The organism is Microbacterium zouquanmingi, assembly GCF_052266675.1.
GTDB lineage: Bacteria > Actinomycetota > Actinomycetes > Actinomycetales > Microbacteriaceae > Microbacterium.
The window spans coordinates 1-22,363 of sequence record NZ_JBQPRA010000002.1 but is presented as its reverse complement, the minus strand read 5'-3'; the positions used below and the strand labels follow the sequence as shown (position 1 = coordinate 22,363).

The window sequence follows — 22,363 nt, the reverse complement described above, 5'->3', positions numbered from 1 at the left end:
ACTTCTCTGGAACGCCCAACGAACGAAACTAACCCAACGGGAGCGCTCCCACACATCGTCAGTGCAAAACCACAAGTCGTGAGTGCAGAACCGCAGATCGTCAGTGCAGAACCACCAACTATCAGTGCAGAACCGACCGCACGAACCGCGCCGGCGATCCGACGACGATCGCGCCGGCAGGCATATCCTTCGTGACGACGGATGCTGCCCCGACCACCGCATCCTCGCCGATCGTCACACCGGGGAGGATCGTCGCATTCGCGCCGATCCAGACGTTTCGACCGATGACGACCGGTGCCGGATGCATATCGGCACGACGGCTCGGCGCGAGGTCGTGGTTGAGCGTGGCGATGACGACGTTATGGCCGACGAGGCAGTCGTCGCCGATAGTGATGCCCCCCTGATCCTGGAACCTGCAACCAGAATTGAGGAAGATCCGCTTGCCGAGTGTGATGTTCTGCCCGAAGTCCGAAGTGAACGGCGGGAAGAGCGTCACTGTCTCGTCGACAGGATCGCCGATCAGCTCCGACAGCAGCTCGCGCACTCGGGCGGGCTCGTGATAGCCGCCGTTGAGCTCACCGGTGATGCGCTGCGCCCGCTGACTGGCGAGATGCATGACCTCGTGCAGGGGCGAATCTCCGGTGATCGTCTGACCAGCGTTCATGGCATCCAGAAGGTCTTGCAGGTCCATAGGGCCAGACTACGACTCTCGGTGATGCCGCGCTCAGTTGCGCGGAGAACCCCCGAAAAGCCCTGCGAGGACAGCATGCGCAAGAGGGACGATCGATACCGAGAGCAGCACGATTCCCAGCGGAGGCGCAGGACCGAGCAGTAGCGCTCCACCGATCGCGAGCCCCGCGAACAGCACCCCTGAGACCACGCGCAGACCGATCCGGATGAGCGCGTCCATGCGGTGCTCGAGCCGCGAGGTGTCGAACGAGACGCTGCCCGCTTCGATGTCGGTGATGACGGCGTCGATGCGCCCGGGCAGCCGAGCCGCCGTACCGACCGAGTCCCAGGCGCTCTGGGCGAAGCCCTTCAACGTGTTGCCTGACTCATCGCGCAGCAGTTGGCCGGCGAACGGCTCCACCGCATCCCAGACATTGAATCTCGGATCGAGGCCACTGCACATTCCCGAGGTCAGCGACACTGCACGAAACAGCAGCAGCATGCCCTCTGGGAGCTGGAACGGCAGTGAGCGGATCGTGTCACCGAACTCATGCGCGAAGTCCCGGAACTCCCGCGGGTCAACCGTGCTCAGCTCGGCGAAGCCCATCCCGCCGAAACGCGCGAACAGCTGAGTCACCGCGCGCTCGAAGCTCTTGGTGTCGGCGGACGGCAGCAGCACACCGACCTCCTGCACTGCCTCGACGAGACGCGTGCCGTCGCGGGACGCAACCGCGATGACGAGTCCGCGCAGCCCGCTTCGCAAGCCCTCCGGCACCTCACCCATCATCCCGAAATCGATGAACGTGAGGCGCCAGTCGCCGCCCGGCATGGGTGTGACGAAGATGTTGCCCGGGTGCGGATCGGCGTGGAAGAAGCTGTGCGTGAACACCTGCTCGAACATGGCCGCAGCGAATGCCTGCGCCACCTCGACCGGGTCGATGCCGGCGCCGCGCAGCGCCTCGATGTCATTGATCTTGATCGCGGTGACATCCGAGAGCGTGAGCAGCCGCCTCGTGGTGCGCTCCCATGCCACGGCGGGCGCCGCAACCCGATCGTCGTCGGCGAAGTTCTCCGCGAACCGCTCCGCATTGGCGGCCTCGTGGAGGTAGTCGATCTCCTCGAGACTGGTCTGCGCGAATTCTTCGACGAGGGCCGGAGCATCCACTCGGTCTGACACCATCCGGATCCGGCGCAACCACCCGCCCACCTTGCGAAGGGCCGCGAGGTCGACGGCGATGATGTCGTCGATGCCGGGCCGCTGCACCTTGACGACGACGTCGGCGAATCCTGCGTCGTCGGCGTCGCGATCGGAGAGGCGTGCGCGATGCGCCTGGCCGAGGGATGCCGCGGCCAGCGGCACCTCGTCGAACCACGCGTATGCGCGCTCGAGAGGAACACCGAGCTCGGATTCGACGCGCTCCTTGATGTCGGCGAACGGCACCGGCGGTACCTCGTCCTGCAGACCGGCGAGCTCTTCGGTGATCTCCGGAGGCAGCACATCCATGCGTGAGGAGAGAAACTGGCCGACCTTGATCATCAGTCCGCCGAGGTCGACAGCGAGCACATGGAAACGCTCGGCGAGTCGGCGCATCCGGTCAGTGCGGGTGCGCTCACTGATGCCGGCGAACCCCACACGGGGCAGGACGAGCTCGAACCACCACAGCTGCACCAGCTGGACGGACGCGAACCTCAGGATGCGTCGATAGCGAGCACGATGGGGCCGCACGGATTGCTCGACGGCCATGGCGCCCCTCTGCTGATCAGTCCTGGGCAAGGATCGCGTACAGCTTACGACGGGCGTCGTCGAGGACCTCGACAGCAGCATCGAGCTGCTCGGAGCTGCCCGTTCGGCCGAGCTGCGCAGCCGCGCCGGCCAGATCAACGCCGGCCTTCGCCAGCGCCGTGTGCCGGTGCACGCTCTCGCCTGTGCGGCCGCTGGACTTCCACGGTGCCGGAGCATCCGCCTCGTCATCAGCCACGGCGCGACCCGCTTCGGTCAGCGAGTACGTCTTGCGTCCGTTCTGCTCATCCGCAGAGACGAGCCCCTCGTCGGCAAGCAGCTGCAGGGTCGGGTAGACCGAGCCCGCGCTCGGCTTCCACGATCCGCCAGAGCGATCCTCGATCTCGCGGATGATCTGGTAGCCGTGCATGGGCTCTTCGGCGAGCAGCGAGAGCACCGCCGCGCGGACGTCGCCGCGCGCCATGCGCGTGGAGCCGGCCGGACGCGGCTCGAAGGATTTGCGGAGCTGATCGAGCGCATCGAAGATCGCGGCCCCCGGGCCGCCTGCGCCGCCGAAGGGCGAGCCCGATCCGCCGAAGGGCGAGCCGGATCCGAAACCGCCGGCAGGGAATGAACCGTTCATGTTGACCTCCTGAAATCCTGGAGTTAACGATATATCGCTATGTGTCGTTAAGGAAGTCCGGGTTTCCCGCGCTCGTCACTGCGTCCGCAGGAACTCCTCGACCTCAGCAGCGGTCGGGGCGGTCGTCGGCCCACGCCTGGTCACCTTTATCGCCGCCGTGGCGTTGGCTCTGCGACACGCTTCGACCCACGCGGCCCCCTCTGCGATGCCGGCGAGCAGCGCACCGGTATGCGTATCGCCGGCGCCGTTGGTGTCGATCGGAGTCTGCGGAAAGCCCGGCACATACGTCGTCTCGCCGGCAACGTACACCGCGCAGCCTTCGGCTCCGTCGCGGACGATCACGACAGCATCCGATCGCATCACCGGCGCGAGGGCGCGCGCCTGCGCGACGATCTCGCGGTCGGATGCTTCGACAGCCACACCACGCACGGCCAGAAGATCGGTGGCTTCTTCGGCATTGCTCGTCCAGATATGCGTGCAGGCGAGCATCGCATCGCGCACCTCGGCGGGGAGAGCGACGAATGCGGCTCCGGGGTCGAGCACGACGACTGCCTCCTCCGGGAGGGAGGTCAGCCACTCCAGCAGCGGGGCTCGGGTCTGCTCGACAGCGAGCGAGTACCCGGTGACGCACACCAGATCTCCGGCGCGAACATCAGCGGTCGAGAGGGAATCGACGGTGATCTCACGCTCGGCACCGAGCGTGGTGACGAAGGTGCGCTCCGCACTCGGTTCGACCAGCACCACGCACACCCCGGTGTCTTGAGTGGTGACGACCGGCGCCGATGCCTCGATGCCGTCCGCGGCGAGCGCGGCACGGATCGCATCTCCGTGCGGACCCGCGCCGAGCGAACCGGCATGCACGCACTCTGCGCCGAGACGAGCGGCGGCGAGCAGCACGGTGACCGCTCCGCCCGCGTACTGTGCAACGGAGGAGGCCATCACGTTCTGTCCGCGCGCGGGCAGGTCGGGAATCTCGATGGTCAGATCGACCAGGGCCTGCCCGGTATGGATGACGCGTGGTGCGGAGGTGGGCATGCGGTCAGCCTACCCAGCACGGGGCCGCCGATCGCGTTACCGGGTCGGCTTCACCCGCCCCTGCAGCGCCCACGCGAACAGCACTGCGACGACTCCGGCGATCGGCACGACGAGCAGCCCCGCGCGCAATCCAGCGTTGTCGGCGACGAGTCCGACGATGGGCGGTGAGAAGAGGAAGCCGAGGCGCAGCAACCACGACACGATCGTGAGGCCCGCGCCGTGTTTGAGACCGGGCAGGTCATCGGCGACCTGCATGGCGGCCGGAATGAGGGTGGCGACCCCGTATCCGGCGGCCGCGAATCCGATGATGGTTCCCGGAATCGAGGGGAACGCGAGAGCGAGCCCCATGCCGACGGAGGCGATGAGCCCCCCGAAGATCGCGACCGCACGCTGACCGAAGCGGTCGGTGAGCGAGTCGCCGACGATGCGTCCGATGAACTGCGCGCCGACAAGGGCGATGTATCCGGTCGCGGCGAGGGCTGCGGGGGCGCCGAGCGACGAGCCGAGATAGAGCGTCGCCCACGACATCCCGGCATCTTCGACGAGAGCGCCCGCGATCGAGATCAGCACGAGCGCTGTGATGACGATGACGGTCTTCGCGGTGATGCGCTGCAGCGCACCTCCGACCTCTTCGCCGCCGGCGATCGCTTCCTCGTCGGTCTCGCGATCGCGGCCCGGCAGGCACAGTCGCAGGGCGATGAGCGAGACGACGCAGAAGATCACAGCGGAGATGATCAGATGGATGCCGATGGGCAGACCCGTCGCGATCGCGACGGCCGCCATCGATCCGCCGAGCACCGCACCGATCGACCAGGTGGCGTGGAAGGAGTTGATGATCGAACGGCCGTAGCCGCGCTGCACGCGCAGACCGTGGGCGTTCTGCGCGACGTCAGTGATGGCATCCGCTGCGCCCCCGATCAGCAGGCCGAGCGCGAACAGCAGCACGTGCGGCGAGAGCCCTGCGGCGAGGATGCCGAGGCTGGTGATGATGGTTCCGGCGACCGCGACCTTCGCGGAGCCGAATCGGCGGATGAACATCGCCGCCGCAAGACCCGCGATGATCGCACCAGCGGGAAACGCTGCGATCGCGAGGCCGTAGGCTGCGGCATCCAGACCGAGGGATGCTTTGATCTCGGGGTAGCGCGGCAGGATGTTGGCGAACAGTGCCCCGTTCGTGAGGAACAGCAGCGCGACGCCGACGCGGGCCCGGCGCAGGGCCGGGTCGAGGGTGGGGGAACCAGACACGTGTACGACCGTATCGGTGTCAGCGTTCCCCGGCGCTCACCCCGCTCACGCCGAGCGGTGCACCGTGATCGGGTCGAACACTTCCCCCACCGCGTAATAGCCGCCGAACAGCTCGGCGCCCGCTGGAGTCAGTGCCACCTGATCGAACACAATGTCTCCGCCCTCTTCCCGCGGGGCGCTGAGCGCGAAAGCATCCACAGCCTGCCCACCCGGCGAGGTCGCGAGCAGCCAGGAGCCATCTGCCGAGCGATACGCGCGCAGCGATTCGAGTGACGTGATCGGCATCCCGTGGTGGGCGAACAGCGCGACCGATCCGGTCGTCACGTACTCGCCCTCAGCGCAAGAGTCCAGCGGAAACCGGAACTGCCCGTTCTGCGACGTCACGCCATCGGCGCGCACAGCACCGCCCGGCGATGACGTGACGTACAGCAGAAGGCTGAGCTTGATGCTCCACTCGAGGTACATGACTGCCGCTCAGGCATCGAGCACGAGCCGCGGGCAGTTGCCCATGGCACGCGACACGCAGATCATCATGGACTCGCCGCGCTGCTGCTCCTTCGGAGTGAGGATCGAGTCGCGGTGATCGGCCTCACCGCTGAGGATCGGGGTCTCGCACGTACCGCAGGTGCCCTCCCGGCACGACGACATCGTGGTGAGGCCGGCCTTTTCGGCAGCATCCAGAATCGATACCCCCACCGGAACGGTCACAACTCGACCCGACGTCGCGAACTCGACCTCGAACTCGGTGTCGGGGCTGGTGCGCTCGATCTTCTTGGGCGCGAAGCGCTCGGTGTGCAGGGTGTCCTCGGGCCAGTGCGCGAGGGCTCCATCGAGTGCCTTGAGCAGCGGTTCGGGTCCGCACGCGTAGACCAGCGTGTCGGCGGCGACCTCGGCGAAGATCCCCGCCAGATCGAGGTGCCCGAACTCATCCTGCGGAACCAGGCGCGCCCGGTCGCCGTAGGATTCGAGCTCGTCGACGAAGGCCATCGACCTGCGCGAGCGGCCGCCGTAGTGCAGCTCCCACTCGGCGCCGGCGGCCTCTGCCGCCGCGATCATCGGCAGCATGGGCGTGATGCCGATGCCGCCGGCGACGAACACGTAGCGCTTCGAAGGAAGGAAGTGGAAGTTGTTGCGCGGCCATCCGACCCGGATGCTGTCACCCGCAGCCAGTGCGTCGTGCACAGCCAGCGATCCTCCGCGGCCGTTCACCTCACGCAGGATGCCGAGGCGCCACTGGTTGCGCTCGTTCGGAGACGACGACAGCGAGTACTGCCGCACGACCACGCCACCGCCCGCGACGGGAACAGCCACGTCGACGTGCGCGCCGGGCAGCCACTCGGGAAGGACGTCGCCGTCCGGATGCCGCAGCGTGAGCGCTGCGACACTGTCGGCGGCATCCGTCTTGCTCGCGATCGTGAGACTCATGTCGCGCTTGACATTCTTCTTGGCCTTTTCGATGTCGGCGACATCCCACACGACCGGCAGGCTCGTGCGCACTGGGAGGAGCGCCATCTTGATGAACTCGAGCGGGAAGTCCTGCTCGGGGCGCAACGACGGCAGGCGCTCGAAGAGCACCTTGAGGCCTGTCGCACCCTGCACGCGGGCGAGCTCCTGACCGAGACAGGTGTGGCGGCCCATCGTGAAGGCGAGGTGATCGGTGGGATTCTCGCGGTGGATGTCGAAGTCGAAGGGCGCGTCGTGGTGCGCCGCCTCGGTGTTGGCGCTGGCGAGCGCGACCCAGATCATGTCGCCCTTGGCGATCTGCACACCCGAGAGCTCCATGTCACGCATGGCCTGGCGGGAGGCGAACGGCGCCGAGGGGCGACGGCGCACGGTCTCTTCGAAGACATTGGCCCACAGCGACGGCTCGGCAATGGCCTCGTCGATGTACTGCGGCTTCTGGCTGAGGAAGAGAATGGCGTTGGTCATCGCCTGGGCGGTGCTGTCGGTGCCGGCCATCGCGAACTCGCAGATCTTGATGGCGATCTGCGGCACGGTCAGTGCGTAGTCGCCATCCGCGCCGCGCTGCACAGCCATCTCGCTGATGAAGTCGGTGCCAGGGTTCTCACGGCGCTCGGCGACCACGGCGCTCATCTCGGCGAACGCGCCCGAGAAGCCCTCCCACACCTCGTCGATGACGTCGGCGGGCATCTCCTCCTGCGCAGAGGAGAGCACCCGGCCCATGTCGCCGCGAAGACGGCGCATGAGGTCGTCGTACTCCCAGCCCAGGCCGAGGTGCGCGAGCAGCGTCTGTGTCGTCAGGTCGAGGCAGTACTCGGCCATGATGTTCGCCGAGCCCTGCTGCTGGATCTTGTCGAGGATGCGGTGCGCGCGCTCCTCGATCTGCGGACGCAGCTCTTCCATGCGCGCCTTCGTGAACCCGCGCAGGGCGATGTTGCGGTGCAGGGTGTGCTCGTCGGGGTCCATGCCGACGATGAGCTGTGCCATAAGGCCCGGCGGCACGATGTGCTGGAAGCGCTCCGGCACATCGATCGTCGCGGTGTTTCCGGCGGACGAGAACTCGGTCCAGTCGCCGAGGACGGTCAGTACGTCGTCGCGACGCGTGACGATCCAGGCGTTCAGCCAGTCGTACCAGAACACCGGATTCTCGTCGCGCACAGCGGCGAAGTGCGCGGCGGGGTCGCGGTAGTAGTCGTCGCTCATGGCGTCGAAGGTGGCGGCCACGGGGCGTTCCGTGGCTACGGGTGCGGTGAGGATGTCGGTCATGTCGAACTCCGTCGTTCTCGGGTGATTTCGGGTGCCGGTCAGAGGGCGGCGGCGATCGCCATCGTCGACAGCTTCTGGAAGCGGGCGACGTTCTCGCTCTCTTCCATGACTCCGGCAGAGAGGAAGGTGAAGGTGAAGTCGCGCTCTGGATCGACCCAGAACAGCGATGAGCCGGCACCGTAGTTGCCGTGCGTGCGCGGAGAGGTGAAGGGCCCGAAGAAGCTCGGCGCGGTGCCGGTGCCCGAGAGCGAGAATCCGAGGCCGAAGTTGCCCTTCGGGATCTCCCAGCCGCGCGCCTTCGCCATCTCGGCGTAGAGGTCGTTGGGCATCTCACCGGTCTGCAGCGTGGTGGCCTGATCGAGGATCGCGGGCGCGACGAGGTGTTCGCCGTTGTGCTCTCCTCGGCGGCGCAGCCACTCGGCGAACGCGTGCACGTCATCGGCGGTGGAGACCGAGCCCACCCAGGGCATCTCGGCATCCGCGGTGATCACGTCGTTGAGGACTTCGATGTCGCTCGGCTGCAGGAAGCCGCCCTCGGGGAGATAGGCCTTCAGGGGCACGGCGCGATCAGCGAGTGCCTCAGGCAGCCCGAACGAGGTGTCGCTCATGCCGAGCGGGCGGAAGATCAGCTCCTGCGCGAGTGCGCCGAACGACTCCGCACCATAGGCACGGCGGACCATCTCGCCCATCAGGGCGTGGTTGATGGCCGGTGCGTAGTTGAGATTCTCCCCCGGCTCGAACAGCACGTCCACGCCGCCGAGCGCCTGAATGACGTCGGCGAGCACGCCGAAGCCGTCGGGGCCAAGGCCGGGGTTCGGCGTCGGGGTGAGGCCGGAGCGGTGCGTGAGCAGGTGGATGAGGTTGATGCGGTCTTTGCGCAGCATCCGAAATGGATCGGTACCGAGGAACTCGGGGATCAGGTCGACGACCCTGGTCGAGAGCGAGAGCTTGCCCTCGCCGATGGCGCGCAGCGCCATGAGGTTCGTGAACGCCTTCGTCAGCGAGAGCACGCGGAACACGTCGTCCGAGCGCATCTCACGTCCGGCCGCGCGCTCGGACCAGCCGATCGTGGTGTCGAGCACCTTCTCGCCGCCGCGGGCGAGGATCACGTGCACGCCGTCGTAGGCGCCGTGTTCGATGTCGGAGGTGATCTCGGCGGTGAAGCGTTCGATTGCGCGCGGGTCGATGTCGTCGCGGGTGACGACGTCAGCGGTACTGGTGTGCGAGACGGGAATGGTCATCGGATGCTCCGCTCAGACCATCACGAGCCCGCCCGAGGGCGAGATCGTCTGACCGGTCAGGTATGAGGCCGAGGGTCCGGCGAGGAAGAGCACCATCTCGGCGATCTCCTCGGGCTGGGCGGCGCGGCGGATCGGCTGCATGCCGATGAGGAAATCGGCGAACTCTTCGTCGCTCTGGCGGAAAAGCGGGGTGTCGATCGCGCCGGGAGCCAGCGCGTTGACGCGGATGCCGAAGGGAGCGAGCTCTGCGGCGGCCTCGCGGGTGAGACCGAGCACTGCGGCCTTGGAGGCCGGGTAGTAGGCGGGCATCGTGACCCCCATGAGGGCTGCGGCAGAGGAGAAGTTGATGATGGAGCCTGCGCCGCCCCGCTTCATGAGCGGCACCGCTGCACGCATCGTGTAGAAGGTGCCGTAGAGGTTGATGCGCATGACGCGGTCGAAGTCCTCGTCGGTGACGAACTCGAAGAACTCGGAGTCGTGCTTGCGGCCGGCCTTCATCGCATCGAAGATCTTGCGGTTCTCGTCGTTGAGCGCATCGAGCGCTGCACGGTTCGGAGCGTTGACCCCTGCGGCGTTGACGAGGACGTCGAGGCGGCCCTGCTCGGACTCTACGCGTTCGAAGGCAGCCTGCACGGCGGCGCTGTCAGAGATGTCGACGGCAAGGCCGGTGGCACGGTCCAGGTCGGCAAGAGCGTCGGCGACGCTCGGCGAGATGTCCAGTCCGTAGACGGTGGCGCCCGCGGCGTGCAGCGCGCGAACAGTGGCAAGTCCCATCCCGGAGCCAGCCCCGGTGACAAGTGCGACGGTGCCCTCGAATGTCATGTGCTCCTCCTCGAGCGATAGTGACGGTCTACCTGACCGTGAGATGAGTCTGCCACATTCACTAGACATGTGTCTAGTGAATGTGGCAGACCGGCGAGATTCTCAGTGCGTGACGACGGTGTCTGCGAGCGTGGTCGGACGGATCACGAGACCACAGACGATTGCGACGAGCGTCGCGCCAGCAGCAATGAGATAGCCGGTGTCGAACAGCCCTGCCGTGGGCAGCGCGCCACCCTCGATCGGCACCGAGTTCGTCGCCTGCAGGGCTGCGAAGATCGCCCCACCCAACGAGGATGCCGCGAGCGCCATCGACACGTACAGCGACGCTGTGCCTGCGGCGGTCTCCTTCGGCGCCTCGGCCGTGATGACAGACAGCGCCGTCGTCAGCAGCGCGGTGTAGCCGTATCCGAAGACCAGGATCGCGACGACGATCACTGCGAGCGAGGCGTGCCCGAAGCGCAGTGCGGTGAAGGCAGCCATGAGCAGCAGCCCGCCGATCACGAGGGTGACGCCTGCAGAGGTGCGGCGCACGATGATCGGCACAGTCTTGGCCGCGACGAGCCCTGCGAGCGTCATCGGCAGGAAGACGAAGGCGGCCTGTAGCGGGCTGAGCCCAAAACCGACACTCACCGGGTCGCCCGGCACCTGAAGGAGCGTGAGGGTGAGGTTGTAGAGCAGCATCCCGCACACCCCGAGCGTCAGGAAGACGAGGTAGGCGGGGGTCAGGTTGCGTCCGAGCAGCGAGCGCACGTCGAGCAGCGGGTTCTTCGCCTTCGACTCGACGAAGAACGATCCGGCCAGCACCGCAGCGCCACCGAGCACGGTGAGCAGCGTCGCGGGAGAGGCCAAACCCCACGTCGTGGACTGAGCGATGCCGATGCAGAGCAGGGTGAGCCCGACGCCCAGCAGCAGCACGCCGCCGACCTCAATGCGCTGGCGAGTGCCGGCGCTGCGCACACGAGCATCCGAGTCCTTGCCCCAGATGAGGAAGGCGACCAGGCTCAGGGCGGTCAGCAGACCGCCGATCCAGAAGGCACCGCGCCAGGTGCCGCCGAACTCGACGATCATGCCGCCGAAGGCAAAGGCGACGAAGATGCCGATGGCCTGGCCGCCAGCGATGATCGCGACCGCACGGGTGCGGTCGCCCACCGACAGTCGGGCGTTGAGGATGCCGATGCACAGCGCTTGACCGGCCATCGTGCCAGTGAGGGCGCGGCCGATCACGAGCACGATGAAGTTCGGCGCGAGGGCCGAGATCACGAAGCCCAACGCGATGCCGAGCACCGAGATCACCATCAGACGGCGGTGGCCGTAGATGTCGCCCGCCTTCGACAGCAGGGCGATCGTCGCTGCGCCGAAGATGGTCGTGCTCATCAGCGCCCAGGTGGCCTGGCCTGGACTCAGAGCGAGATCGTTGCTCATCGAGCCGTAGAGCGGGATGGCCATCATGGCGCCGACCTCGTTGAGCAGCTGCAGCAACGAGAAGGTGAGGGCCATTGCCAGGCCGGCACGGCGCCAGGGGAGGAATGCGGTGGGGGTGGTGTCGCGGGTCTTTCCGCCGGCCACTGCCGGTGGAGCGATGTCGGAGGACGTCATCGTCTCAACTCTCTGTCGGGCACGGCGTCGGCGCCGTGCATCTCCGAGAGAGTAGCTCACTTGATAGACACGTGTCTACCCAAAGCTATGCGCGCACCGTCAATCCGAACGCGAGTGTCGAGGCGATCTCAGCGATGATCGCGTCGAGGAAGTCCGGCCGATCCCCGATGATGCCGAAGTAGAAGGCGCGGTCGATCGTCATCGCGACGGCGATCAGTCGAGCCTGAGCGCGTTCTTCGTCGAGCCCCGATTCGATGAGGCGGGTGACGAGCTCTGGCAGTTCGGCGACGATGCGTCCGTACTCCTCGAACCACTCGTCAGCGACCGCGGGTTCGGCGGCCATGGCCTGCACGATCGCGCTGAACTCCATCTGGTGGCGGCGCCAAGTCGCCGCGTGCTCGCGGAGCCAGGCTTCCAGCGCATCCTGCTCTGCGGGGATCTCGGCGAGCTTGCGGAAGTCGGCGAGGATCTCGGGCTCGACCGCGCGCATCTGCTCGATGATGATCTCGGCCTTCGAGCGGAAATAGAGATAGAAGGTCGCTCGCGAGACGTTCGCGGCTTTCGCGATCGCGTCTGCCGTCGTCGCTGAGTAGCCCTGCGCGACGAACAGGCCGCGGGCCGCGAAGATCAGGGCGTCGCGCGTGCGCCTCTTCTGCTCTGCGCGCGAGACGCGCTCAGGTGCACCGCTCAATTTCAGGCTCCGCTCTGCCCGGCGAATCGCCGCCGGGCAGACCCATCATCGCAAATGCCTGATGCTGCGAGCGTGCAGCCCTCCCGCCAGCCTGCGAACTGGCAGGTCGAAGGGTGGAAAGCGGCCTCGCGCGCTATGTCTGCTGCCACCGATATCGTTGTGATTCTGGCGCTCCGCGGCATCCGTCGTGGGGCAGGCCGGCGCTCCATGCCCACTCCAAGAGGAGAATCACATGTCCGTTCCCACCCCTCCCGCAGCGCCTTCGCCGCAGCAGATGCCTCCGCCCATGCCGCCCGCGGGCGTGCAGGGTGCCGAGCCGAAGAAGAACAACGTCGTCGCGCTGGTCGCGCTCATCGTCGCCGCTGTGGGCTTCATCTTCGCGTGCATCCCCGGCGCGCTGGTCGTCGGTTGGATTCTGCTGCCGATCGCCTTCGTGCTCAGCATCGTGTCGCTGTTCCTCAAGGGCGACCGCAAGTGGATGGGCATCGTCGGTCTGATCGTGTCGATCATCGGAACGATCGTCGGATTCATCGTGTTCTTCGCCGTCGTGCTCACGGCAGCGGGCGAAGCACTGGATGAGATCAGCAGCGGCGAGACCACGGTCACGCAGACGACCGATGAAGACGCTGAGACCGCGACCGAAGAAGGATCTGCGGCATCCGCCGATCAGGGCACGCGCGAGAACCCCTACCCGCTGGCGTCTCAGATCAGCTCCGACGACTGGACTGTCGTGGTGAACAGCTACACGACCGATGGCAACCCCGTTGTGAGCGGTGCGAACGAGTTCAACGAAGCCGCTCCGGCAGGTTCGCACTACGAAGTCATCAACTACACGGTCACCTACACGGGCGATGAGTCTGGCCTGTCCGCCGAGGTCGGAATCGCTTTGGTCACCAGCGCTGGAAACGTCGTCAACAGCTACGACGCGCTGGTGCTGCTCACCGACCCCATCGGATTGGACGAGCTGTACACCGGCGCATCCGCCACCGGATCTGCGGCATTCCTCGTGCCTGACGGCGAGACCGCGCTGATCCGGGTTCGCCCCGGGATGCTGGCTGACGAGGTGTTCGTTCAGCCGTAAGGCGCAGCCACCACAGTAGGGGCCGACGGACTCAGGGAGTCGGCCCCTGTCGGGGCGAGTAGGTCAGAGCCTCTCCGGCCGCGCGCCGAGGCCGATAAAACGGCCGGTGACGTGGGTGAGTCGGGGGTGGTCGCGCAGCATCCGCAGCACGAACGGTAGCGGCGCGTCTGACTCGCGTTCCGCGAGCAGAGGCCCCTGCATCCGACGCTGCACGAACTGGGTGATCCTGGTCGGCCAGTTGCGGCGTCGCTGCACACGTCGTAGGTCGGCGGGTGTCGGGATGCCCTCACGCAGTACGGGTCCGAGGATGCGGGCTGTGGCCACGGCATCCTGAATCGCGAGGTTGATACCGACCCCGCCCGCCGGCGACATCGCGTGTGCGGAGTCGCCCATGCAGAGCATCCCGTCGGTGAACCAGCGGCGCAGCCGCTCGAGGCGCACCCGAAGCAGGCGCACATCAGATGTGACGACCCTGCTGACGGAGGAGGCCATGCTCGGCGAGATACGCGCGATGCGATCTTTCATCGCGGCGAGGTCAGCATCCGTGCCGCGCCAGGTGCCAGCGGGGATCACGTGGGCGATCTGAAAGAAGTCGCCCCGGTCAATCGTGATGATGAGTCCGGAGCCGGCCTGGATGAACGGGTACCGCTCGCCTGCGGTTTGGGCGATGCGGAACCAGAGCACATCCATCGCCGAGGCGACACCCTTGGGGGCGAGTCCTGCTGCGGCTCGGATGTCGGAGTCGCGCCCGGAGGCATCGACGACGAGGCGTGCGTACACCGAGACCTCGCCGTCCGGCGCGGTCCCGGTGACCCCGACGATGCGGTCGCCGTCGCGGATCGGCCCGTCGACGCGGGTCTCCCGGAGGAGTGTGAATCCCGGATGCCGCGACGCAGCGTCTGCGATCAGATCGAGAAAGTCCCACTGTGGCATGAAGGTCATGACCTTGCGGCGGGTGGGCAGGCGGGTGAAGTCCGCAAGCGTCAGTTCGGTGCCGTACCAGCTGAACGTGGCGCGAGCCATGTCATCGTGTGGCCTCGTGAGGAACTCGTCGAGCAGCCCGAACTGCACGAGCAGGTCTTGTGTGGAGGGGTGGATGGTGTCGCCCCGAAAATCACGCAGGAAGTCGGCGTGCTTCTCGAGAACGACGACCCGGATGCCTCGGCGCACAAGCGCGAGCGCCAGCACGAGTCCGGCAGGCCCACCGCCGACGATCGCGCAATCCGTGTTGAGCGTGGTGCTCATAGGGATAGTTTGCTCCGCGATGGGCGGGTGTGGGGGTGGCGTTAAGGCAAGATGCCACCCAAGGCGTGTACTGCGGTCAGCGTCAAGCTACGCCCTAACCTGGCATAGAGAGGTTTCACCGATGCTCGTTGCTCTCGCGTATAGACGTAACCACGAGTGTCGAAGATGGCAACGACCATTCCGTCCTTCTTGAGCGCCCATAGGCGCCCGTCAACGTCTTCTTCGGCTTTTGAACTGATCAAGAACGAGTGGAACAGCGCCTCTGTTGGGAAGATCGACGAGAAGTGCCCCTTTTCATTTGCGTTGGTCTCAACGTCGAAGAGCGGCGACGAATGACGATCGAAGAGCGATAGCGAATGCCCGAAGCCATTCCGGGTGAGCATTCGCACATCCCATTCGGCGACATCGTTCACGACAAGAGTGAGCACGCGAGCAATTAGGCGATGCGTGATGATCCGAGAGCCGCTCGAGACACTCGCCCCTTTCGCGAGTCCAGCGACCTGCTCAAGGCTTCGCACGGCCCGGAGCGGGTCATCGTGGGAGATGACCTGTTCGACAGCCATAAATCCGCTATGCGCAGGGTGCACGTGAATCGAGCCTTCACGATTCATCTCGATGAGGATGTCCCGATCGCCTGACTTTCCTCCAACCGAAACGCAGTCGTAGAAGCCATCCATTGGATAGGTCTCGGCGACGTTGAGCTCAGGGTGGCGACGCACAAGTTCGCTGGCCAACCACCAATACGCGGCGATCTTGTGACGCGCTGAAACCCCTGGGCCTTCGCTCATGTCTGCATTCTGGCAGAGCTCTCCCAGTGTCGGAGCTTCCCGATACGGTTCTTTCAAGTTCAGGAGTTGCAGTGGTAGATACCTGGCCGGCCGCACGGCAGCCCTCCTCCATCGAGTGGGGTGCCGGGGGGGGAGAGAGATGGTCCGAGGCAAAGGCAATCGGGCAAGTCCAAGTGCCGCTCGCGGCACTCCATGAAGGAGAATTCCGTGGCTGTGCACAGGGGCCGGACGTACCGAATACAGATCGACGTCTTCGCCGAGGAATACGTCACGGTCTTTGAGGACGGATCTTTGGTCCTCGAAGATGCTGTAACTGGCGCCTACGTCCACGTCGAGCGCGACAAGCTCGACGTGTACGCCCGTTCCGCCCCGCCCTACACCGCACACGTCGTCGATTGCATTCAACGTGATCTACTCACCAACAGACACGACGCGTGCGAATGGCCATTCGTGCAGCAACCAGAAAGCGGTTGGTGGCACCGCGAATGCCGATGCCCTACCTGCGGGAACTGGTGAGCAACGCCGACGGCCGACGTGCACGCTCCTCCGAAGCGGTGTGCTCACCGTCGATTCCGTTAACTGCCGCTCGAGCCTCAATTCCAGATCCCCGCCCCGATCGCGAATCGTCCGCTTCGTCGTCTTCTTCGCGGTGATGGCCGGTGTGACGAACGAGGCCATCGCTGACGAGTTCGGCGACTCCGATACCACCGTCACCCAGCCCGAGAATGAGGAGGTCGCAGTGGCAGAGGAGGAAGAGCCGGTGGACGCTGCCGAGCAGGGCACGCGTGAGAACCCGTACCCGCCCGCCTCGCAGATAAGCAGCGACGACTGGACCGTCGTCGTCAACAGTCACACCGCCAACGGCTCTGCTGCGGTGGCCGAGGGCAACATGTTCAACGACCCGGCACCGGCGGGATCGCACCACGAGATCGTGAACTACACGGTCACGTACACGGGTGATGAATCCGGTCTCGCGGTCGAGGTCAGCGTCGACGTTGTCACCAGCGCCCGCAACGTCGTCAACAGTTTCGACAACTTCGTTTCGCTCGCGGACGGCTTCGGGATGGATGAGCTCTACAACGGCGCATCCGCCACCGGTTCACAGGCGTTCCTCGTCCCTGACGGGGAGACGGCGCTGATCCGTGTTCGTCCCGGGATGTTGGCCGACGAAGTCTTCGTTCAGCCGTAGCGAGATGAGGACCGGCGGGTGACCAAGGGGAGGTCGCCCGTCGTGGGCGAGGTGCTGGGGAGCCTCGCCCACGGGGTGGGGCTGTGGGGCCCATCCACTCCTTGTCCGTCGCTCGCCGCGACACGCGTGATGCTGTCGCCACAGTTGCCGCCCACCATGCGCCACATACGCAAAACTGAAGCCTTCGCGTCGCATGCAGGCGCATGGACGCAAAAATGACCACACTTCAGCCCGAGATGAGAAGTAGATGAAGTTTCTCAGCAAGCCCGTCCCACTGTGGTCGCATTTTGCGGTCTTCGGACTTATCGTCCTGGTGCTCGGCGCCCTTATCGCTGGAGTCGCTGTGGGGATTCTCACTCCGGCGTGGCTGGTCTCAGCAGTCGGCTCTCACAGCGTTGTGAAGAACGAGCAGGTAGATACCTCGATCAAGAAGAAGGAGCAGACGGTATTGCTCGAACTCGGCGTTCAAGGTATTTCCGAAGCCAAGGGCATTCCCCTGCTCTCCTCCGCGAGGTTCCCCTCCTTGAGAAAGCGCGGTACATGCAATACGGCATGACTGTGAAACTCGGGGTGGACGCCGTCAAGGTGGAGTCGACTGCAGATCATGAGTTTCTCATTATTGTGCCGCCGTTCATCTGGATCGGCGAAGACGGGCTGACCATCGAGCGCGTCATCGGCGACGATGGCATTCTCAGTGCCTTCACCGAGCAGAAGACCGAGTCGGAGCAGTTCAACGCCATCATCAATGCCGAGCTGAAGAAGAAGCATCTCGAAGGCAATCAGGAGGCGCTTCGGGATCAGGCCGAGTTCTATTTCAGCAAGATGGCCACGAGCATCGATCCGGATGCCGTCGTGATATTCAAGTTCACCGAATAGTGGAGACGCCATGAGCGAGAAGACACCGTCGACCCCCGCAGCATCCGAGACAGAGGTCGCGAAAGCGCTGGGGATTCCGCCCGAACTCGTCGCCGAGAAGGCGAAGGAAATGGCTAAAGGCGAAGGGTTCCAAGCACAGATCTTCAAGGCGATCGCAGTTCAGCGCCCAGTAGTGCTCGAGTATCTGCGCTCGGTACGTCGAGATAAGCCGAACGCTTCACCCGCCGATCTGCTCAAGGAACTCGACAGCCGCTACGTCGCAACCGTCACGATCACGAGCAGTGGTGTCGGAGCATCGGCCGCGATACCGGGGGTCGGAATTCCCATCGCACTTGGCCTGGGCGTCGCCGACCTTCTGTTCTTCTACGAGACGAGTGCGTTGTATGTGCTCGCCGTGGCCGAGCTGCACGGCATCTCCGTGACCGATCCTGACCGCGCGCGGCCACTCGTGCTCGGCATGCTACTCGGGCAGAAGTCGCAGAGCGAGGTGAGCAAGTGGGTGTTGACGTCATTCGGCGCCGGGGGCGTCAGCCAGGCGCGCAGTTTCGCAACCGGTGCGGTCAGCAAATCACTGCCGAAGGGCTGGGGGGAAGTGCTCACCGAACAGCTTCCGGATTCGGCGCTGGCCCCATTGACGATTGTCATCGGGCGTGAGGCGCTCAAGATCGGTGGAAAGTTCGGGGCTGGAACGCTCGGCAAAGCGATCCCTTTCGGCGTCGGTGCCGTCATCGGTGGCGTCGGCAGCTTCACCTTCGGCCGAGACGTCGTCAAAGCGTCACGTCTCGCATTCCCCACAACGCCCGATGCCTTTCCTGACTGGCTACAGGAGTACGCGAAGCCGGAGCGCAACGCCGAACCGTCCCGTGCGGCGGTAGCGCTGGAGGCGGCTGCCGGCAACGTGAAGGACTTCGGCGAGGGCGTCTGGAGCAAGGTGAGCGCCGCTACTGAAGCGTTCCGGGCCGTCGATCTGGACGGCGACGGTATCCCCGACGAGGCACGAGCACTCACAGCGGTGAAGCGTGCCGGAGGCGCGTTCGCCGGAACGGCGAGCAAGGCAGCGGACAAGTTCAGAGCGGTTGATCTCGACGGCGACGGCATCCCCGATGAAGCTCAAGCTCTCACTGCTGCGAAGGATGCCGGCACTGCGGTCATAGCCGCGGCCGACAAGGCGCGTGGAAGGGTCACGTCATTGTTCAAGGCGAAGCAGAAGCCCGCGTCGGACGATGCAGAGCCCCCCGAGTAGACGCACCTCGAGACGGCCGCGCTGACCGCTGCTCATGGCCAAGCATGGAGCGGATCAATCGGAACGCCGGTTTATCTCGACCTAGACTCACAAACGAACTTGATGCAGAGGAGCACGATGGAGAAAGAACTTCGGACTGCGGAACGCGTTCGTACCGCACTCGAGATCTTGGCCGAGCGAGCACCCGATGGCGGCTACGTTCCGATCGCCGACATCTGGGAGGAATCGCTGGCCCGCGTCCCTCTGACTCCGTACGAGTCGGAAATCAATACACGGAACCTGCCTCGCGGTTCTACGAACTGGCGATTCGCTAGCTCTGAACTCGTTGCAGCGGGATGGCTTCGGAAGAATCCCTCCCTCGTGGGCGAATGGGCCATCACCCCGAGCGGTATCGCAGCCGTTGATGCCTACCCCGGCAACGACCTACTCGTCGAAGCGCAACGACTGAAAGCCGTTGAGCGTGAGCATCGACGGAACGAGATCGAGCGAGCATTGCCCGAGCGATGGGTCAGCAACGGTTCTGCGCAGCGTCGGCTGTTGGCCGCCGCCGAGGTGATCGTCGAGGAAGGACTGCGGAAGGGGCTCTCGGCGTTCGCGCCCGGTCGTGAGGTCTGGACAAGCGCGAACATCCGCGGACTACACAATCTCTGGGCAACCGCCGAGAAGGTCGATGGCAAAGGATTCAGTTCAAACCTGTCGCTGCAGTTCGCTGAAGCAACTGATGATCAGAAACTGTTGATGGCCGAGGTCATCGCGCTCCAGCTACTGCCGATCGCGAAGATCATCGGACACGCGAAGAAGCGAGAACGCGTGGAGTCTGTTCTCGAGACGATGAAGCACCCAGTCGAGATTCCTCAGGTGTTCGATCGGGCGTTCAGCGGAGGTGCGTTCAACCCGGGTCAGGGAATGCAGTCGCACGTCAACCATGCCATCACGGTCATTCTCGACGTGCTCGTCAGATGGACCGAACTTACTGAAGAAGAGCAGCAAAGCGCGCTCGAGGATCCCCGCCAATGGCGGGAGCTTGTTATGGGGAAGGACAGTGGCTTCCCCACTCAGCGGTACGCCCTGCTGTATCTCGTGCATCCCGGCTTCTTCGGTCCCATCGTTTCCCTCGACCACCGGAAACGCATCCGCGATACTTTCATTGGAGAGGTCGGAGGCGAGTTTTCCGATGACGCCGATGCCGATCTGCAGAGGATCCTAATTGCGCTTCAGGTCAAATCGGGCGAGCCAGTTGACCTCTACAGCGACCCGCTCGAGTCACGGTGGCGCAATAACACAGTCGCGCCGACGGACGATTTGCTGGTCGAGCCGAGCGATGAAGAGGATGCGACTCTCGATCCGCGTGGCTTCGTTCTGTCCGATGTCGACCTCGCCGAGCTCGCTGACGCAACACACCTAGACGCGACGTGGCTCGGCAAAGTCACGAGCGCCCTTCATCGGCGGGGTCAGGTGATCCTCTATGGCCCGCCGGGAACAGGCAAGACTTACGTCGCGCGCGCTCTGGCCGAGAGGCTCGGTAAGCCAGGCAGCGTCGTGAAACGGATCCAGTTCCATCCGTCCTATACCTACGAGGATTTCTTCGCCGGGTACAGGCCAGTGACGGACGCCGTTGGACAGCTGTCGTTCTCTCTCACGCGCGGACCTCTTCGCGAGATCGCAGACGAAGCACGCAAGAACCCTGATGTGCCGCACGTACTCATGATCGATGAGATCAATCGGGCGAACCTAAGCAAGGTCTTTGGGGAGCTCTACTACCTGCTGGAGTATCGCGACGACGCAATCGACGTTCTCTACGCTGGCTCTGGCGATGATGGCGGGAAGTCATTCTCGCTACCTGCCAACGTTCTGATCATCGGAACGATGAACACTGCCGATCGGTCAATCGCGCTGCTCGACTCGGCGATGCGGCGCCGATTCGCGTTCTTCGAGCTACACCCTGACGTGGAGCCGGTCAACGGAATCTTGGATCGCTGGTCGGCCGAGTACCCGCAAACGCTGCCGGTCGCGGCGCTATTCGAACAATTGAACGCGAGCATCCGCGATCGGGAGGATCGCATTGGTCCGAGTCACCTTCTGCGAGCAACGGACCTCAATGAGACCGACCTGCGTGCGGTGTGGGAGGAGAGCATCCTGCCGTTGCTTGAGGAACGGCACATCGGCACTGGAGTGAATGTGCACCTGAACTACGGGCTGGATGTTCTGCTCGCGAGCGTACGCGACGATAACGATACACAACCAGGGATATGAAGGCGGAGGTACTCGAGCCTCGGGTCGAGGACATCACTGAGAAGGGTGAATCTCTCGTTCGGCTCAGCGCGTCTCAGGCCGCTCGCGTGCAGGAGCTGAGGTTCTGTCGGGTTTCTCCGACATCGGATCCGGGCATGTGGCGCATCACCGACGTGACCCGTGTGGGCGTCGTGGCGATCGACGATATTCGTCTGCTTGTGCGACCAAAGACAGCGTTGCGCAGCTTGATCTTCATGGCGTCGTACTCGGGGCTACAGACCGATGTAAGCAACGACGCCTTCTCATTCGACGCCGATCAGGATCTGCCATCGACGCTGGCGAGGGCTCTGGTGCGCGCAGTCACAGCGGCGACGAGTCGCGGCCTCCTCAAGAGTTATGTTTCCCTCGAGGAGACGGGGACCGTCATCCGAGGGCGCTGGGACATCGCCAGGCAACTGAAGACGCGCCCTGGCATCCCCGTGCCAGTGGAGCTCACGTTTGACGATTACAGCGAGGATGTCGCCGAGAACCGAATTTTGAAGGCGGCGCTGCGCGCGCTCATTCGGCATGAACAGCTCGCACCCGAGATCACCGAGAAACTGGGTCCGCTCCTCGGGCTGTTCTCGGAGGTATCGGATCTGCGACCGAATCGCCGATTGACGCTGCCTTCCGTATCGCGACTCAATGCGCACTACCAACCTGCCTTGCGAATCTCGAGTTGGATTCTCGAAGCAACCTCCTGGGCGCACAGCGAAGGAGCTAGCGCGGGGTCGACTTTCCTGCTAAATGTCGCAAAGGTGTACGAGGATTTCGTCGGACGGGTGCTCCGTACGACACTGCGACCAGCCGGGTTCGACGTCGATCTGCAAGTTTCCGACTGGCTCCTGGACGCCGATGGGGAGGTACATCTGAGACCGGACATTGTGATCTCGCGCGGAGGACACGTGGTCACAGTGGCCGACACAAAATACAAGGTGTGGGGTCAAAACAACGGGTCACCGCCCAACGCAGATGTTTATCAGGCGCTCGCTTATGCAGTGACGGCCAACGTAACAGAGGCACATTTGCTCTACGTGTCGGGAGATGTGGAACCGCGAAGGTATCGGATCACTGCCACCGGGACGACCGTGGTTGCCCATGCTTTGAGTCTCGACGGGGCACCCCACATGGTGCTGGAGCGCGTGAGGCGGCTCGGGTCTGCACTTACACGCACCACTGCACTAGCGCATGAGGCTTAGGGCAGGTGTGAGGATCGTCTGCCCAGGGAAGCCAAAACGCCTAGAGGGACTGCTGACGGTTTAGTTGACTCCAACGCTGTGA

The 22,363-nt window shown here is 64.7% G+C and carries 20 protein-coding genes and 1 riboswitch; of the genes, 7 read left to right on the top strand and 13 right to left on the bottom strand.

What is annotated here, in order from left to right; translation table 11 throughout:
- Window positions 1-121: 121 nt before the first annotated feature.
- The 11 genes from ACTU6V_RS04175 to ACTU6V_RS04125 form a co-directional block, all read right to left on the bottom strand.
- Window positions 122-691 (bottom strand): sugar O-acetyltransferase, encoded by a 570-nt coding sequence (locus ACTU6V_RS04175; RefSeq protein ID WP_443475021.1) that lies wholly within the window; start codon window positions 689-691, stop codon window positions 122-124.
- 33 nt (window positions 692-724) lie between these two features.
- The gene (locus ACTU6V_RS04170; RefSeq protein WP_443475020.1) at window positions 725-2,413 is read right to left on the bottom strand and encodes an ABC1 kinase family protein; all 1,689 of its coding nucleotides are present in this window, start codon (window positions 2,411-2,413) and stop codon (window positions 725-727) included.
- 16 nt (window positions 2,414-2,429) lie between these two features.
- Window positions 2,430-3,032 carry a PadR family transcriptional regulator gene (locus tag ACTU6V_RS04165; protein WP_443475019.1) on the bottom strand — a complete coding sequence of 201 codons (603 nt, stop codon included), beginning with the start codon at window positions 3,030-3,032 and terminating at the stop codon, window positions 2,430-2,432.
- Between the two features lie 75 nt (window positions 3,033-3,107).
- Window positions 3,108-4,067 carry a PfkB family carbohydrate kinase gene (locus ACTU6V_RS04160; RefSeq protein WP_443475018.1) on the bottom strand — a complete coding sequence of 320 codons (960 nt, stop codon included), beginning with the start codon at window positions 4,065-4,067 and terminating at the stop codon, window positions 3,108-3,110.
- A 36-nt stretch (window positions 4,068-4,103) separates the two neighbouring features.
- The gene (locus tag ACTU6V_RS04155; protein ID WP_443475017.1) at window positions 4,104-5,312 is read right to left on the bottom strand and encodes an MFS transporter; all 1,209 of its coding nucleotides are present in this window, start codon (window positions 5,310-5,312) and stop codon (window positions 4,104-4,106) included.
- Window positions 5,313-5,357: 45 nt separating this feature from the next.
- Window positions 5,358-5,777, bottom strand: coding sequence for an HtaA domain-containing protein (locus ACTU6V_RS04150; protein WP_443475016.1), 420 nt, complete (start codon window positions 5,775-5,777; stop codon window positions 5,358-5,360).
- 9 nt (window positions 5,778-5,786) lie between these two features.
- A complete protein-coding gene (locus ACTU6V_RS04145) occupies window positions 5,787-8,039 on the bottom strand; it encodes a cytochrome P450 (RefSeq protein WP_443469522.1) in 2,253 nt (750 codons plus the stop codon).
- A gap of 38 nt (window positions 8,040-8,077) precedes the next feature.
- On the bottom strand, window positions 8,078-9,280 hold the full coding sequence (locus tag ACTU6V_RS04140; RefSeq protein WP_443475015.1) for a serine hydrolase domain-containing protein: 1,203 nt from the start codon (window positions 9,278-9,280) through the stop codon (window positions 8,078-8,080).
- A gap of 12 nt (window positions 9,281-9,292) precedes the next feature.
- Entirely contained in the window at window positions 9,293-10,102 is an 810-nt protein-coding gene (locus ACTU6V_RS04135; RefSeq protein WP_443469524.1) for an SDR family NAD(P)-dependent oxidoreductase, read from the bottom strand.
- 102 nt (window positions 10,103-10,204) lie between these two features.
- Window positions 10,205-11,698 carry an MFS transporter gene (locus tag ACTU6V_RS04130; RefSeq protein ID WP_443475014.1) on the bottom strand — a complete coding sequence of 498 codons (1,494 nt, stop codon included), beginning with the start codon at window positions 11,696-11,698 and terminating at the stop codon, window positions 10,205-10,207.
- An 85-nt stretch (window positions 11,699-11,783) separates the two neighbouring features.
- Window positions 11,784-12,389, bottom strand: a complete 606-nt coding sequence (locus ACTU6V_RS04125) for a TetR/AcrR family transcriptional regulator (protein ID WP_443475013.1) — start codon at window positions 12,387-12,389, stop codon at window positions 11,784-11,786.
- Between the two features lie 232 nt (window positions 12,390-12,621).
- On the opposite strand from ACTU6V_RS04125, the gene ACTU6V_RS04120 reads away from it, so the two are divergent.
- Entirely contained in the window at window positions 12,622-13,470 is an 849-nt protein-coding gene (locus tag ACTU6V_RS04120; protein WP_443475012.1) for a hypothetical protein, read from the top strand.
- Between the two features lie 63 nt (window positions 13,471-13,533).
- Here ACTU6V_RS04120 and ACTU6V_RS04115 read toward each other — a convergent pair whose 3' ends face one another.
- Window positions 13,534-14,715, bottom strand: coding sequence for an FAD-dependent oxidoreductase (locus tag ACTU6V_RS04115; RefSeq protein ID WP_443475011.1), 1,182 nt, complete (start codon window positions 14,713-14,715; stop codon window positions 13,534-13,536).
- Window positions 14,716-14,756: 41 nt separating this feature from the next.
- Complete coding sequence (locus ACTU6V_RS04110) at window positions 14,757-15,503, bottom strand: TY-Chap2 family putative peptide chaperone (RefSeq protein WP_443475010.1); 747 nt, start codon at window positions 15,501-15,503, stop codon at window positions 14,757-14,759.
- 57 nt (window positions 15,504-15,560) lie between these two features.
- Window positions 15,561-15,679: riboswitch (SAM riboswitch) on the top strand.
- 476 nt (window positions 15,680-16,155) lie between these two features.
- Between ACTU6V_RS04110 and ACTU6V_RS04105 the strand changes: the two genes are divergently transcribed.
- From ACTU6V_RS04105 to ACTU6V_RS04080, 6 genes are all read left to right on the top strand, one after another.
- On the top strand, window positions 16,156-16,692 hold the full coding sequence (locus tag ACTU6V_RS04105) for a hypothetical protein (protein ID WP_443475009.1): 537 nt from the start codon (window positions 16,156-16,158) through the stop codon (window positions 16,690-16,692).
- Window positions 16,693-16,939: 247 nt separating this feature from the next.
- A complete protein-coding gene (locus tag ACTU6V_RS04100; protein WP_443475008.1) occupies window positions 16,940-17,248 on the top strand; it encodes a hypothetical protein in 309 nt (102 codons plus the stop codon).
- Window positions 17,245-17,568, top strand: coding sequence for a hypothetical protein (locus ACTU6V_RS04095; RefSeq protein ID WP_443475007.1), 324 nt, complete (start codon window positions 17,245-17,247; stop codon window positions 17,566-17,568). Before ACTU6V_RS04100 ends, ACTU6V_RS04095 begins: the two co-directional genes overlap by 4 nt.
- A gap of 10 nt (window positions 17,569-17,578) precedes the next feature.
- The gene (locus tag ACTU6V_RS04090) at window positions 17,579-18,811 is read left to right on the top strand and encodes an EF-hand domain-containing protein (RefSeq protein WP_443475006.1); all 1,233 of its coding nucleotides are present in this window, start codon (window positions 17,579-17,581) and stop codon (window positions 18,809-18,811) included.
- Between the two features lie 117 nt (window positions 18,812-18,928).
- The gene (locus ACTU6V_RS04085; protein ID WP_443475005.1) at window positions 18,929-21,064 is read left to right on the top strand and encodes an McrB family protein; all 2,136 of its coding nucleotides are present in this window, start codon (window positions 18,929-18,931) and stop codon (window positions 21,062-21,064) included.
- 134 nt (window positions 21,065-21,198) lie between these two features.
- Window positions 21,199-22,281: an McrC family protein gene (locus ACTU6V_RS04080; RefSeq protein ID WP_443475004.1), complete on the top strand. Its 1,083-nt coding sequence runs from the start codon at window positions 21,199-21,201 to the stop codon at window positions 22,279-22,281.
- Window positions 22,282-22,363: the final 82 nt, after the last annotated feature.

What these genes read in the sequence shown, in the direction of transcription:
- ACTU6V_RS04175 (WP_443475021.1), bottom strand. Translation starts at nt 691, where the DNA reads ATGGACCTGCAAGACCTTCTGGATGCCATGAACGCTGGTCAGACGATC.
- ACTU6V_RS04170 (WP_443475020.1), bottom strand. Translation starts at nt 2,413, where the DNA reads ATGGCCGTCGAGCAATCCGTGCGGCCCCATCGTGCTCGCTATCGACGC.
- ACTU6V_RS04165 (WP_443475019.1), bottom strand. Translation starts at nt 3,032, where the DNA reads ATGAACGGTTCATTCCCTGCCGGCGGTTTCGGATCCGGCTCGCCCTTC.
- ACTU6V_RS04160 (WP_443475018.1), bottom strand. Translation starts at nt 4,067, where the DNA reads ATGCCCACCTCCGCACCACGCGTCATCCATACCGGGCAGGCCCTGGTC.
- ACTU6V_RS04150 (WP_443475016.1), bottom strand. Translation starts at nt 5,777, where the DNA reads ATGTACCTCGAGTGGAGCATCAAGCTCAGCCTTCTGCTGTACGTCACG.
- ACTU6V_RS04145 (WP_443469522.1), bottom strand. Translation starts at nt 8,039, where the DNA reads ATGACCGACATCCTCACCGCACCCGTAGCCACGGAACGCCCCGTGGCC.
- ACTU6V_RS04140 (WP_443475015.1), bottom strand. Translation starts at nt 9,280, where the DNA reads ATGACCATTCCCGTCTCGCACACCAGTACCGCTGACGTCGTCACCCGC.
- ACTU6V_RS04135 (WP_443469524.1), bottom strand. Translation starts at nt 10,102, where the DNA reads ATGACATTCGAGGGCACCGTCGCACTTGTCACCGGGGCTGGCTCCGGG.
- ACTU6V_RS04130 (WP_443475014.1), bottom strand. Translation starts at nt 11,698, where the DNA reads ATGACGTCCTCCGACATCGCTCCACCGGCAGTGGCCGGCGGAAAGACC.
- ACTU6V_RS04120 (WP_443475012.1), top strand. Translation starts at nt 12,622, where the DNA reads ATGTCCGTTCCCACCCCTCCCGCAGCGCCTTCGCCGCAGCAGATGCCT.
- ACTU6V_RS04115 (WP_443475011.1), bottom strand. Translation starts at nt 14,715, where the DNA reads ATGAGCACCACGCTCAACACGGATTGCGCGATCGTCGGCGGTGGGCCT.
- ACTU6V_RS04110 (WP_443475010.1), bottom strand. Translation starts at nt 15,503, where the DNA reads ATGAGCGAAGGCCCAGGGGTTTCAGCGCGTCACAAGATCGCCGCGTAT.
- ACTU6V_RS04105 (WP_443475009.1), top strand. Translation starts at nt 16,156, where the DNA reads ATGGCCGGTGTGACGAACGAGGCCATCGCTGACGAGTTCGGCGACTCC.
- ACTU6V_RS04100 (WP_443475008.1), top strand. Translation starts at nt 16,940, where the DNA reads ATGAAGTTTCTCAGCAAGCCCGTCCCACTGTGGTCGCATTTTGCGGTC.
- ACTU6V_RS04095 (WP_443475007.1), top strand. Translation starts at nt 17,245, where the DNA reads ATGACTGTGAAACTCGGGGTGGACGCCGTCAAGGTGGAGTCGACTGCA.
- ACTU6V_RS04090 (WP_443475006.1), top strand. Translation starts at nt 17,579, where the DNA reads ATGAGCGAGAAGACACCGTCGACCCCCGCAGCATCCGAGACAGAGGTC.
- ACTU6V_RS04085 (WP_443475005.1), top strand. Translation starts at nt 18,929, where the DNA reads ATGGAGAAAGAACTTCGGACTGCGGAACGCGTTCGTACCGCACTCGAG.
- ACTU6V_RS04080 (WP_443475004.1), top strand. Translation starts at nt 21,199, where the DNA reads ATGTGGCGCATCACCGACGTGACCCGTGTGGGCGTCGTGGCGATCGAC.